A 12,235-nucleotide genomic window follows, 5' to 3' on the forward strand; every position below is an offset into this window, starting at 1 on the left:
GCATGTCACCGGTGGCGGGCCTGCTGTTTTTGACGCACCGAGGCCCAGACTGTCTTCGCAGCGCCGGCCGCTGTCAAGCCCGCGCCAGCCCTAACGCGATGGCGGCGCCCCGCCGCCCCAGGCCTCGGCCGGCACCGAACCGCCAAAACCGCGGGACCAGCCCGCGGGCGGCTCGGGCGCCTTGACCTCGGCCGGCACCAGCGGCGACAGCGGCTCGGTGGATTCGGCCGGCAGCACCAGCCGGGCCGCGGCGAACGTGGCCTTGGGGTCGAGCACGCGGGCCTTGAACGACGCCTGGAAGAAGTCCCCCACGATGGGCAACGCGCTGCGCGCGCCCTGCCCCCAGCTGTTGGCCATGGTCAGGCGGCTGTCGTTGAAGCCCACCCACGCGCCCGCCACCAGCTGCGGGTGCATCAGCATGAACCAGCCGTCGGTGTTGTCCTGCGTGGTGCCGGTCTTGCCGGCCACATCGCCCTGGATGCCAAAGCGCGAGCGGATCGCCGTGCCCGTGCCGCGGTCGATCACGCCGCGCAGGGTGTCCAGCAGGGTGTCGTCACTGGCTTGCGGCAGCGCGGTTTCGGCCACCGGCGGCGCGAAGGTCTCCAGCACCTTGCCGCTGCGGTTCTCGACCCGCAGCACCAGCACCGGCTCGAGGTAGTTGCCGCCATTGGCCAGCGTGCCGTAGGCCGTGACCATCTCCTTGAGCGTGACCGGGCTGGTGCCCAGCGCGAGCGAATACACCTCGTCGAGCTTGCTGCTGCGCACGCCCATGGCACGGGCCAGCGCGGCCACGCGCTGCGGGCCCACGCGCTGCATGAGCTGCGCGGTGATCACGTTCTTGGAATACGCCAGGCCGTCACGCAGGGTCATGGGCATGTAGCTGGGCTCGCCGCCATCGGTGGGCCGCCAGAACTGGCCGCCGCCGATGTCGATGTCCACCGGCTCGTCCATCAGCACCTCCAGCGGGCTGATGCCCTGCTCGAACGCCGCGCCATAGACGAAGGGCTTGAAGGTGGAGCCTGGCTGGCGCCGCGCCTGCTGCACATGGTCAAACTGGTCGCGCACGAAGTCGCGGCTGCCCACCCAGGCGCGCACCTGGCCGCTGTGCGGGTCCAGCGCCATGAAGCCCGCGGCCAGGCGGGCCTTGTCCTCGCGCAGGCTTTTCATGAACTGGGCATCGGCGAGCAGCGGCTTGAGGGCCTGGGTGTCGGTCAGCCCCGAGGCCCGCGCCGAACGGTAAGGCGCCGACTCGCGCACCAGGTCCTGCACCAGCGGCTGGCTGGGCGCAAAGCCGCCGCGCGGGCTCCAGCGCGCGTCGGCCTGCTTTTGCAGCGCGTCCATCTGGCGCGCCACGGCCTGGTTGGCCAGCGCCTGCAGGCGCGAGTCGATGGTGGTGCGCACCACCAGCCCGTCGGCGTGGATGTCGTAGCCATTGCGGTCGGCCCAGTCGATCAGCCAGCGGCGCAGCTGGCGCGCCAGGTGGGGCGCCTCGCCCAGCGGCTCGCCCTGGCGCTCGAAGTCCACCTTGAGCGGGCGCTTTTGCAGCGCGGGCAGCCGCGCCGCGTCCAGCTTGTCATGCTTGACCATCTGTGCCAGCACCACGTTGCGACGCTGCCGGGCGCGCTCGGGGTTGGTCACGGGGTTGTAGTAGCTCGTGCCCTTGAGCATGCCCACCAGCGTGGCCGACTCCAGCACATCGAGCTTGCCGGCGGGCTTGTCGAAATAGGTGTGGGCTGCCATCTCGATGCCGTAGGCGTTGTACAGAAAGGGCACGGTGTTCAGGTAGGTCTCGAGGATCTCGTCCTTGCTGTACACGGCCTCGATCTTGAGCGCGGTGATGGCTTCCTTGATCTTGCGCGTGATGCTCACCGCGCGGCCGATGTCGTCGGGGTACAGGTTGCGCGCGAGCTGCTGGGTGATGGTGGAGCCGCCCTGGCGGTCACCGGTCAGCGTGAGCAGCACGGCCGCGCCGGTGCGCCGGAAGTCAATGCCATGGTGCTCGTAGAAGCGGTGGTCCTCGGTCGAGATCAGCGCCGCCACCACGGCCGGCGAAATATCGGCCAGCTTGACCCATTGCCGGTTGGCGCGGCGGAACTCGGCCAGCACCTTGCCGTCGGTCGACATCAGCACCGCGGGCTGCTCGGCCTTGGCCTTGCGGATGTCGCCAATGCCGGGCGTGAACAGCAGCAGCACCAGCACATAGACCCCCAGCAGGGCCGGCAGCGCCAGCAGGGCACGCAGCGGGTGGCGCCGCAGCCACCCCCAGAGCAGCTGCAAACGCGGGAGGAGCCAGGCGGCGGCTCGGTCCAGGAACAATTTCATCCTGCGCAATGTACGCCAAGACCCGCGCCCCCGGCTGTAGGACACGGGCATTTGCGCGGCCCGGGCCCCATGGTTTATCGTCGCCCGATGCTGACCCGCCCCATCCCCTCCTCCGGCGCCCCGCTCCCCGTCATTGGCTGTGGTACCTGGCGCGGCTTTGACATTGCGGGCCAGCCCGAGCTGCGGGCCAGCCGCGCCGGCGTGCTGGCGGCGCTGTTTGACAGCGGCGGCAGCGTGGTGGACAGCTCACCCATGTACGGCTCGTCCGAGCAGGTGGTGGGCGAACTGCTGGCCGCCAGCGGCGATCGCGGCCGCGCTTTCGTGGCCACCAAGGTCTGGACCACCGGGCAGCGCGCCGGCATCGCGCAGATGGAGCGCTCGCTGGCGCTGCTGGGCACCGACCCGATCGACCTGATGCAAATCCACAACCTCGTGGACTGGCGCACCCAGCTGCTCACGCTGCGCGGCTGGAAGGCCCAGCGCCGCGTGCGCTACATCGGCATCACGCACTACACCGACTCGGCCCACGACGAGCTTGAGGCCGTGCTGCGCGCTGAACCGCTGGACTTTGTGCAGCTCAACTACGCCATGACCAACCGCGCCGCTGCCCGGCGCCTGCTGCCGCTGGCGGCCGACCGGGGGGTGGCGGTGCTGGTCAACCTGCCGCTGGGCGGCGGCAAGGCCTTGCAACGCCTGCGCGCGCAGCCGCTGCCCGGCTGGGCCGGCGAGATCGGCTGCACCAGCTGGAACCAGCTGATGCTCAAATTTGTGCTGTCGCACCCGGCGGTGACCTGCGCCATTCCCGGCACCTCCAGCGCCAGCCACATGCAGGACAACGCGCAGGCTGGCATGGGCACGCTGCCCGAGCCCGCTTTCTGGACCGCCGCTCGGCTGCGCGACTGCGGCGTGGACTGAGCGCGGCAACAGGTGAGTGAACCCAACCAAAGGACAATGAGGCCATGACAATCCGTGCCCTTTCTGCTCTTCGCGCTTTCTTCGCCTGTGTGACCCTGGCCGCGGGCCTGGCGGCCCAGGCCGCCGAGCCCGTCAGCACCAGCTTCTTCGGCCACACCGCCATTGGCGGGAAGGATGCCGTCTCGTACCACACGCCCGAGGTCCGGCAGGCCCACCGCGTGGCCGAAGGCAGCGCGCAGTTCACGGTGAAATACCTGGGCGCCGACTGGCACTTTGCGTCCCGGGCCAGTGCCGACAGGTTTGCGGCCAACCCGGCGGCCTATGCACCCCGGTACAACGGCTTTTGCGCCAACGCGCTGGCCTCGGGCGAAGGCCTGGTCCGCACCGACGGCAGCATCTGGGAGTTTTTTGGCAACAAGCTCTACCTGTTCTACGGCGAAAACGGCCGCAAGCGCTGGCTCACGGGCGACTGGAAAACCTTCCAGCAGCAGGCCGACGCGGCCTGGCAGGCCGAGCTGCGCAAGCCGTAGGCGGCGCGGCGACTATTCGGCGAGCGCCCGCATCTCGCGGATCAGGTCGGCCTTGCCCTCAAAGCCGATGCCGGGCAGTTCGGGCAACACCACGTAACTGTTGTCCACTTTCACGCCATCCGGAAAGCCGCCATAGGGCTGGAACAGGTCGGGGTAGGACTCGTTGCCACCCAGGCCCAGACCGGCCGCGATGTTCAGCGACATCTGGTGCCCGCCGTGCGGGATGCAGCGGCTGGGCGACCAGCCGTGCTGCTTGAGCATGTCCAGCGTGCGCAGGTACTCCACCAGGCCATAGCTCAGCGCGCAGTCAAACTGCAGCCAGTCGCGGTCGGGGCGCATGCCGCCGTGGCGGATCAGATTGCGCGCGTCCTGCATGGAGAAAAGATTCTCCCCCGTGGCCATGGGGTTGGCGTAGTAGTTGCGCAGCGTGGCCTGCAGCTCAAAGTCCAGCGGGTCGCCCGCCTCCTCGTACCAGAACAGGTTGTAGCGTGACAGCGCCTTGGCATAGGCGATGGCCGTGTCCAGGTCAAAGCGGCCGTTGGCGTCCACCGCCAGGCGCTGGCCGTCCTGCAGGATGCTCAGCACCGAGTCGATGCGGCGCAGGTCGTCGTCCAGCGAGGCGCCGCCAATCTTCATCTTCACCACCGAGTAGCCGCGGTCCAGGTAGCTGCGCATCTCGTCCTTGAGCTGGCTGTCGTCCTTGCCCGGGTAGTAGTAGCCGCCGGCCGCATAGACAAACACCTTGCGGTTGACCTGGCCGTTGCCATGGCGCTCGGCCAGCAGCTGGAACAGCGGCTTGTCGGCGATCTTGGCCACGGCATCCCACACGGCCATGTCAATCGTGCCGATGGCCACCGAGCGCTCGCCATGGCCACCGGGCTTTTCATTGGTGAACATCGTGGCCCAGATTTTGTGCGGGTCCAGGTTGGTGCCGGCCTCGTCCATCAGCGATGCGGGCGGGGCTTCCAGGATGCGCGGGATGAAGCGCTCGCGCATCAGCATGCCCTGGCCGTAGCGGCCATTGGAGTTGAAGCCATAGCCAATCACGGGCCGGCCGTTGCGCACCTGGTCGGTCACCACGGCCACCAGGCTCAGCGTCATCTTGCTGAAGTCGATGTAGGCATTGCGGATGGGGGAGCTGATGGCGCAGGTTTTTTCGCGGACTTCAAGAATCTTCATGGGGGGCTCGGTGGATGGCAGGTGTCGATATCATCGGTTGGGACTGCGCATCTGACCAATGCCCTTTTTTTCGCCTTCCATGCCCTGAAAGCACCGGCCTTGAATTTCACCTGGCTTCACGACTTCATGGCGCTGGCCGCCAGCGGCAACTTCTCGCGCGCGGCCGACGAGCGCCACATGACGCAGCCGGCCTTCAGCCGCCGCATCCGCGCGCTGGAGGCCTGGCTGGGCGTGGAACTGTTTGACCGCAGCAGCCAGCCGGCCCGCCTGACCGAGGCGGGCCTGTGGTTTCGCGCCACGGCCGAAGAACTGCTGGCGCGCGTGGCCCGCATCCCGGACGAGGCCCGCGCCGTGGCCGACCTGGGCTCGGCCACGCTGCGGCTTGCGGCCACGCATGCGCTGAGCTTCACGTTTTTGCCTGGCTGGTTGCGTGGTCTGGAGGCGCACACGCCGGTCGGGCCGGTGCGGCTGATGTCGGATGTGCTGCAACGCTGCGAGGCCCTGCTGCTGCAGGGGCAGGTGCAGTTTGCGCTGTGCCATGCGCATGGCGGCGCACCCGGTGCGCTGGACGCGGCGGGCTATCCGCGCCTGACCATTGGCGCCGACCGCCTGCTGCCGGTCTCGGCACCCGCAACGGGCAAGGGCCCGCCATCAAGGCAGCTGCAAGCCCTGCACCGCCTGACGGCCGGCCAGGGCCCCACGCGCGTGCCCCTGCTGGGCTACAGCGCGGAGTCGGGCATTGGCCGCATCGTCCATGCGGTCCATGGCGCGCTGCTGGAGAAACTGGGGGCACAGACCGTGTTCACCGCGCACCTGGCCTCGGTGCTCAGGACCATGGCCCTGCAAGGCCGGGGCGTGGCCTGGCTGCCCGCCAGCCTGGTGGAGGAAGACATCGACGCGGGGCGGCTGGTAGCGGCGGGTGGCACGCCATGGCAGGTGCCGCTGGACATCTGCGTGTACCGCGACCCGGCGCGCCTGAACAGCGCGGGCGAGGCCTTCTGGCGGGCCGCGCAGGCTGCCCTTTGACCGCCATCTGAACGTCTTGCCGGGAGGCTGATCGGCGCCTGACAGCGCCGCTTGAGGCTTATTCGCTGGCAGCGGGCTCTTCGGCGCTCAGCCGCGCCGCGGCCTCGCGCTTGCCCATGCCACGCAGCGAGGCAATGCTTTCAAGCTGCTTGGCGCGCGGGCGGGCCTTGCCGCTTTCCCATTTGTAGACCGACAGTTGCGACACGCCAAGGATCTTGGCCAGCGCCGCAGCCGACAAACCCAGCCGCTTGCGCTGGGCGCCAAAGCCCTTGGCGCTGAAGCGCAGATTGCTGGCGCCGTCGGCCTTGCCGGCGGCTGCGGCCGGGGCCGCCTTGCCTGCGACCTTGCCCACCCGCTTGATCTGCTGCTCCAGGGCCTGCATGCGGCGCTTGAGGTCGGCGATCTGGGTGCGGTACTGGGAGATGGATTTCTTGAGCGCCTGCGTTTCGCCGCGCAATTCCTTGCGCGCCACGCGAGACATTTCGCTTTTAAGAACCGTTCCGATGTTGGACATGAATGCTTGTTCTGCTTTGGATAACCGCTGCGACTCCGGTTTCTGCGCCGGATGTCCTGCTGGTGGTTGGGCTCGCCCTGTGCTGCATCTTAACGGAGGTATGCGGCTATGTGTAAAAGCTGGACATGGCACAAGGATTTGGATACCACCCCGGCATCACGCTGCGATACAGTCCCGCGAGGAAGAATTTCAGGCAAACCGGCCTGGAGTCCAGAGCCGGCGGCCACTTTCAGCTACAAATTCTGTAGCAATCAGCCCTCAGCCCGCGGCTGCGAGACGCTCATTTTGCGGAAACAACTGCTTGCGGGCGTCGTCGTCGATTTCCTGTTTAAAGCTGAATCTGTCCTTCAGTGCCTCGGCGCGCTGCGCGGCCGGCCGGGCATTGATGGCATCCAGATGACGCTTCACATGGGGCAGCGTGGCAAAGCCCTCGGGGCCCAGATAGCGCGGGATCATGCGCGCCCAGCCCCACACCGCCATGTCCACCAGGGTGTAGCTGTCACCCAGCATCCAGGGCCTGTCGGCCAGCTGGTCATTGACCAGGTCCCAGTGGCGCTCGGCCTCGAAGGTGTAGCGGTTCACCGCGTAGTCCTTGGGCTCGGGCGCAAAGTGCTTGAAATGCACCGCCTGGCCGCAGTAAGGGCCAATGCCGGTGGCCACAAACATCAGCCACGAGTGCAACGCCGCGCGGTCTGCCGGTGTGTTGGGCGGCAGGAACTTCCCCGTCTTCTCGGCCAGGTACAGCAGGATGGCGTTGCTGTCGAACACCTTCACCTCCCCATCGGTCAGTGCCGGCGTCTTGCCATTGGGGTTGATGGCGCGGAACGCGGGCGAGTGCTGCTCACCCTTGCGCGTGTCGATGGCCACCAGTTCATACGGCAGGCCGGCCTCTTCGAGGTACAGCGCCACCTTGAGCGGGTTGGGCGACGGATGGTAGTACAGCGTGATCATGGTCTGCTCCTGGTGAATGAACTGCGGAACATTCTAGGGACGGGCGCGCGAACCTGCAGGCGCGCGCGCCATGGGCCTCAACCGCCCGAGCGCTTGACCGTGTGGCCCTGCTCGCGCAGCAGGGCCATCACGCGATCCACATGGTCGCCCTGCACCTCGATCACGCCATCCTTGACCGTGCCACCCGAGCCACAGGCGGCCTTGAGCTGCTTGCCCAGCGCCGCAAGCGCGGTGACGTCCAGCGCCACGCCGCGCACCAGCGTGACGGCCTTGCCGCCGCGCCCCCTGGTTTCGCGCTGCACGCGCACCACGCCGTCGCCCGCGGGCACGGCCCGGGCCAGCTGCTTGCAGACGCATTGCGCCACCGGCTGGCGGCAATCGGGACACATGCGGCCCGCGTCGGTGGAATAGACCAGCGCGCCAAGAGAAGAAAGACCTTTCATGCCGCCATTGTGGCAAGCCCGGGCGGGCGGCGCTATATTGGCGGCCGCCCCGATGCCGACGCCAGGAGATGCCCGTGAGCGAAACCGCCGCCCCCTTCTCATCCGATGCCACGCCCACCCTGCGCATTGGCGAACTCGCGCGGCTGTCGGGCCGCAGCGTGCACACCATCCGCTGGTACGAGGCGCAGCGGCTGATGCCCGGTGCCGCGCGCGACGCCGCGGGGCGCCGGTTGTTCAGCCAGTCGCATGTGCAATGGCTGGGCCTGCTGGACCGGCTGCGGGCCTCGGGCATGAGCGTGCGCGACATGCAGGCTTACGCCCGGCTGGTGCGCCAGGGCAAGCCCGCGCTGGCCGACTGCCGCGTGCTGTTGCAGGAGCACCGCGCGCGCGTGCAGCAGCGCTGCGACGAGTTGCGCGAGGCCCTGACCCTGGTGGACAGCAAGATCGCCATGTACGACCGCTGGATCGCCCGCGCGGCGCCCGCTTGAGGCCGGACGCTCAGCGCACCGGCGGCTCCAGCGCGACTTCAACGAGTTGCGTGTCCATGTACTCCACCAGCTCGCGCAGCAGGCCGCCGGCAAAACGGCACACATAGCAGTAGGTGTTGTTGTAGGCCTTGCCCTTCACCGTGGTCACATTGCCGCGGCACTCCACCACCACCATGTCGCCCTCGGCGATGAAGCGGCTTGCGGTGTTGGTGTAGGGCGTGGCGAACTGCGCAAACAGCGGGCGAAACAGCTGCTGGCGCACCGCCTGCTTGCCCTGGTAGGTGCCGCACCAGGCGTTGCTGCCGGGCATGATCCAGCAGAAGTCGTCGGCCATGGCGTCCAGGAAAGGCTGGCCATTGCCCTGGGCCAGTTCGGCAAAAACGGCCTGCATGAGCTGCTTGTTGTTCAGGGTTGGGGTTGTCATCGTCGGGGTCCTTGGCATGTGAAAGAAGAAAAGACCCGCATTGGAAAAGCTCGAGTGCACTCGAAGTCAACCACGCCCGGCTCCGCCCCGGGAACCTGTGTAGCAATTGCTACAGACCCGCCGCCACAGGCTGCCTATCGTCCCGTCCGTGCCCACGTTGAGGCACGCAACGGAGAAACCCACCATGTCCCGAGAAATCTACTGGCTCACCCTGACCCTGGCAGCCACCGCGCTGTTCTGCCTGCCCTATGTGCTCAACCGCGTGGCGGTGCGCGGCCTCATGGGGACCCTGGCCAACCCGTCGCCCGACGAAAAGCCGCTGGCCGCCTGGGCCCAACGGGCGCAAAAGGCGCATGCCAACGCCACTGAAAACCTCGTGGTGTTTGCGCCCGCCGTGATGGCCGTGCAATTGACCGGGCGCGCCGACGCGCTGACCGCCAGTGCCTGCGCCATTTACTTCTTCGCGCGCATTGCGCACTACGTCGTCTACACGCTGGGCATTCCCGGCGCACGCACACTGGCCTGGACGGCGGGCTGGCTGGCCACCCTGGCGCTCATCGGCCGTGTGCTGGGGCTGCTGTGACGCGGCCATTTGCACTGATCGCGGGCAGTGGCGGCGTGCTTGGCGAGGCATTGGTCCAGGAATTTGCCGAAGCCGGCTATGCAGTCGCTGGCCTGCGCCGCACCGACTGCAACCTGGCCGACGCCGCAGCCACTGGCCAGGCTGTGGCCGCGCTCGTGCGCCAGCACGGGCCGGTGGACGTGTTGCTCTACAACGCAGGGCACCTGACCGTGGCGCCATTCATGCAGCTCAGCCCCGGCGACTTTGAGGCCTGCTGGCAAGCCGGCCCGGGGGGCGCCGCCAACTGCGCACGCGCCGTGCTGCCGGGCATGCTCGAACGTGGTCAGGGCCGCATGGTCTTTACCGGCGCCACAGCATCGCTGCGTGGCTCGGCGCGGTTTGCTGCCATGGCGGCGGGCAAGTTCGGCCTGCGCGGGCTGGCCCAGGCGCTGGCCCGCGAGTTCCAGCCGCTGGGCATTCACGTGGCGCATGTGGTGATTGACGGCCTGTTGCGCGGTGCGGCCTCCGTGCAGCGCTTTGGCGCAAGCGAAGCCCAGGCCATGGCACCGCGCGACGTGGCGGCCAACTACCGCTGGCTCGCGCAGCAGCCCGCCACCACGTGGACGCACGAGGTCGACCTGCGCACGGCGACGGAGAAATTTTGATGCCCACCTCCCTCATCAACGCTGACCGGGCAACCATGGCCCTGGTGCACGCCGGCAGCCAGCCCTGGCAGGCTTCGCCCCAGCCCGAGGTCCAGCGGCGCCTGCTGGAGCGAATGGGTGGCGAGGTGGCCCTGGCCACCAGCATCGTGCGCTACGCGGCGGGCAGCCGGTTCACCCCGCATGTGCATGCGCTCGGTGAGGAGTTCCTGGTGCTGCAAGGCGTGTTCCGCGATGAACATGGCGACTACCCCTGCGGCAGCTATGTGCGCAACCCGCCGGGCTCCAGCCACGAGCCGTTCAGCGACACCGGTTGCATCATCTTCGTGAAACTGCGGCAGATGCAGGCCACCGACCGGCAGCGCGTGGTGCTGCTGCCCCACCAGCAGCACTGGACGGACCTGACGACCGACCACGCAGCCACGAGCATTGCAAAGGCCCCGCTGTACCAGCGCGAGGGCGAAGCCGTCCACCTGGAGCGGCTGCCCGCGGGGTGTACCATTCCCGCGCGGCACGCAGCGGGTGGCGAAGAGCTGCTGGTGATCGATGGCAGCATCACCCTGGGCGCCGGGGAGCAGACGCTGCAGCGCTGGAGCTGGCTGCGCCATCCGGGCAACTGGCATCCGGCCATCTCCAGCCCTGGCGGCGCCCTGCTGTGGGTCAAGCGTGGCCACCTGCCGGGGCCATGATGCGGCAAGTCGTCCGCGTGGGGAGCAGCATGCAGGCCTTGGGTGAACTCGCGTTGTTTGAGCCCTTCAGCAGGTTGAGCGCCGGCGCGCGCAGCCTGCTGAACCAGGGCGCCCTGCGCCAGAATGCGCCGGCGGGCGCGAGCATCATGCACAAGGGCCAGCCGGCATCGGGCGCCTATGTGGTGCTGGCGGGGCGGCTGCGCGTGTACACCGTCACGCCCACCGGGACCGAGGCCACGCTGTACACCGTCAACCCCGGCGAGACCTGCGTGCTGGCCCTGAACTGCCTGTTCAACGACCTGCTCTACCCGGCCTGGGTGCAGGCCGAAGGCGCCACCCGCGTGGCCATCATTCCGGGCCCGCTGTACCGCCAGCTGTTTGCCCATGAGACCGCCATCCAGGACCTGACCGTGCACGCGCTGTCGTCACTGGTGTTCCGGCTCATGGCCGAGCTGGACGCCATTCACTCCTGCAACCACCGCCAGCGGCTGGTGCACCACATCCTGCTGCACGCCTCGTCAGAAGGGGTTCTCAAGACCACGCAGCAAACACTGGCGGGGCACCTGGGCACCACCCGGGAAGTGGTGGCGCGCCTGATCCAGGGCCTGGTCGCCGACGGTTTCATCAAGAGCCAGCGCGGGCAACTCACGATCAAGGACCTGTTCGGACTGCGGCGCCAGCAGGGCAGTCTGCTCGCGCACACCCAGGCAGTGGCAGCGTCACCCCAGCGCCCCCGATAACAAGGCCTCAGCCTTCCAGGTTTTCATGGTGCGCGACAGCGCCGCGCTTCCAGTAGGCCGCGGCGCGAATGGCGTGGCGGCTGTGGCCTTTTTCTTCCACCAGCACCCGGCGCAGTTCGGCCATGGTGGCGGCCTCGCCCGCGCACCACGCATAGCCCTCGCCCCCGGGCAGGGCCAGCGCGCGCACGGCGGCGGCCAGGCTCTGGCTGGCATCCAGCCACTGCACCTGGACATCGGCCGCGCTGGCCAGGGCCCGCCGGTCAGCCGCGTCGCCCAGCTGCACCAGCACCAGCGCCCGCACGCCTGCGGGCAGCTCTTCGAGCCGGCGGCTGATGGCGGGCAGCGCCGTTTCGTCACCGGCCAGCAAATGCCAGTCGTAGTCCGTGGGGATGATGAACGAGCCGCGCGGGCCGCCCACCATGACCTGCTGGCCCGGCGCCGCCTGCGCGGCCCAGTCGGCCACGGGGCCATCGCCGTGCAGCGCGAACTCGAGCGTCAGCTCGCGCGCGGCGGCGTCAAAGCGGCGCGGCGTGTAGTCGCGCGCCACCATGGCGTCGCTGCCGGGGTTGAGGATGAACTTGACGTGGTCGTCGAACGACGCGCTCACAAAGTCGGCCAGCGAGTCGCCGCTGAAGGTGATGCTGCGGAAATGCGGGCTCGGCGCGCTCACGCGCGCCACCGTGAGCTCGCGCCGCTTGAGTTCATGGCGCACGCGCTGCACGCGGCTGGGGGACAGTTCTGGGGTCATGGCTTGAAGGGTCCAGTGGATCTGAATGATTGATAATGTCAT

General features: G+C 68.4%; 15 protein-coding genes. 8 read left to right on the plus strand and 7 right to left on the minus strand.

Annotated features, from left to right (window positions below; translation table 11 throughout):
* Positions 1–90 precede the first annotated feature (90 nt).
* Positions 91–2,322 carry a transglycosylase domain-containing protein gene (locus tag KF796_14275; GenBank protein ID MBX3587799.1) on the minus strand — a complete coding sequence of 744 codons (2,232 nt, stop codon included), beginning with the start codon at positions 2,320–2,322 and terminating at the stop codon, positions 91–93.
* A gap of 69 nt (positions 2,323–2,391) precedes the next feature.
* Between KF796_14275 and KF796_14280 the strand changes: the two genes are divergently transcribed.
* Both KF796_14280 and KF796_14285 read left to right on the plus strand, forming a co-directional pair.
* On the plus strand, positions 2,392–3,237 hold the full coding sequence (locus KF796_14280) for an aldo/keto reductase (GenBank protein MBX3587800.1): 846 nt from the start codon (positions 2,392–2,394) through the stop codon (positions 3,235–3,237).
* Between the two features lie 44 nt (positions 3,238–3,281).
* A complete protein-coding gene (locus tag KF796_14285) occupies positions 3,282–3,767 on the plus strand; it encodes a hypothetical protein (GenBank protein MBX3587801.1) in 486 nt (161 codons plus the stop codon).
* Positions 3,768–3,779: 12 nt separating this feature from the next.
* On the opposite strand, the gene KF796_14290 is transcribed toward KF796_14285, so the two are convergent.
* Positions 3,780–4,946 carry a mandelate racemase/muconate lactonizing enzyme family protein gene (locus tag KF796_14290; GenBank protein ID MBX3587802.1) on the minus strand — a complete coding sequence of 389 codons (1,167 nt, stop codon included), beginning with the start codon at positions 4,944–4,946 and terminating at the stop codon, positions 3,780–3,782.
* A 99-nt stretch (positions 4,947–5,045) separates the two neighbouring features.
* Here KF796_14290 and KF796_14295 point away from each other — a divergent pair, with 99 nt between their 5' ends.
* The gene (locus KF796_14295; GenBank protein MBX3587803.1) at positions 5,046–5,972 is read left to right on the plus strand and encodes a LysR family transcriptional regulator; all 927 of its coding nucleotides are present in this window, start codon (positions 5,046–5,048) and stop codon (positions 5,970–5,972) included.
* A 58-nt stretch (positions 5,973–6,030) separates the two neighbouring features.
* Here the strand turns inward: KF796_14295 and KF796_14300 are convergent, their stop codons facing one another.
* The 3 genes from KF796_14300 to KF796_14310 form a co-directional block, all read right to left on the minus strand.
* Positions 6,031–6,486 (minus strand): helix-turn-helix domain-containing protein, encoded by a 456-nt coding sequence (locus tag KF796_14300; protein ID MBX3587804.1) that lies wholly within the window; start codon positions 6,484–6,486, stop codon positions 6,031–6,033.
* A gap of 258 nt (positions 6,487–6,744) precedes the next feature.
* Positions 6,745–7,437, minus strand: a complete 693-nt coding sequence (locus KF796_14305; GenBank protein MBX3587805.1) for a glutathione S-transferase N-terminal domain-containing protein — start codon at positions 7,435–7,437, stop codon at positions 6,745–6,747.
* 77 nt (positions 7,438–7,514) lie between these two features.
* Positions 7,515–7,880 carry a translation initiation factor Sui1 gene (locus tag KF796_14310; protein MBX3587806.1) on the minus strand — a complete coding sequence of 122 codons (366 nt, stop codon included), beginning with the start codon at positions 7,878–7,880 and terminating at the stop codon, positions 7,515–7,517.
* 74 nt (positions 7,881–7,954) lie between these two features.
* On the opposite strand from KF796_14310, the gene KF796_14315 reads away from it, so the two are divergent.
* A complete protein-coding gene (locus KF796_14315) occupies positions 7,955–8,368 on the plus strand; it encodes a MerR family transcriptional regulator (GenBank protein MBX3587807.1) in 414 nt (137 codons plus the stop codon).
* A gap of 10 nt (positions 8,369–8,378) precedes the next feature.
* Here KF796_14315 and KF796_14320 read toward each other — a convergent pair whose 3' ends face one another.
* Complete coding sequence (locus KF796_14320) at positions 8,379–8,792, minus strand: nuclear transport factor 2 family protein (protein MBX3587808.1); 414 nt, start codon at positions 8,790–8,792, stop codon at positions 8,379–8,381.
* 184 nt (positions 8,793–8,976) lie between these two features.
* Here KF796_14320 and KF796_14325 point away from each other — a divergent pair, with 184 nt between their 5' ends.
* Genes KF796_14325 through KF796_14340 form a run of 4 tightly spaced genes read left to right on the plus strand, consistent with a single transcriptional unit; the run spans position 8,977 to position 11,445 of the window.
* Complete coding sequence (locus tag KF796_14325; GenBank protein MBX3587809.1) at positions 8,977–9,375, plus strand: MAPEG family protein; 399 nt, start codon at positions 8,977–8,979, stop codon at positions 9,373–9,375.
* Positions 9,372–10,019, plus strand: a complete 648-nt coding sequence (locus tag KF796_14330) for an SDR family NAD(P)-dependent oxidoreductase (protein MBX3587810.1) — start codon at positions 9,372–9,374, stop codon at positions 10,017–10,019. Before KF796_14325 ends, KF796_14330 begins: the two co-directional genes overlap by 4 nt.
* Complete coding sequence (locus KF796_14335; GenBank protein ID MBX3587811.1) at positions 10,019–10,705, plus strand: cupin domain-containing protein; 687 nt, start codon at positions 10,019–10,021, stop codon at positions 10,703–10,705. Before KF796_14330 ends, KF796_14335 begins: the two co-directional genes overlap by 1 nt.
* Positions 10,706–10,734: 29 nt before the next feature.
* Positions 10,735–11,445, plus strand: a complete 711-nt coding sequence (locus KF796_14340; GenBank protein MBX3587812.1) for a Crp/Fnr family transcriptional regulator — start codon at positions 10,735–10,737, stop codon at positions 11,443–11,445.
* Between the two features lie 7 nt (positions 11,446–11,452).
* On the opposite strand, the gene KF796_14345 is transcribed toward KF796_14340, so the two are convergent.
* Positions 11,453–12,193: a siderophore-interacting protein gene (locus KF796_14345; protein MBX3587813.1), complete on the minus strand. Its 741-nt coding sequence runs from the start codon at positions 12,191–12,193 to the stop codon at positions 11,453–11,455.
* Positions 12,194–12,235 lie beyond the last annotated feature (42 nt).

Origin of the sequence: Ramlibacter sp. (assembly GCA_019635435.1) — a bacterium.
In the GTDB taxonomy this organism is placed as follows: Bacteria; Pseudomonadota; Gammaproteobacteria; order Burkholderiales; family Burkholderiaceae_C; genus JAHBZM01.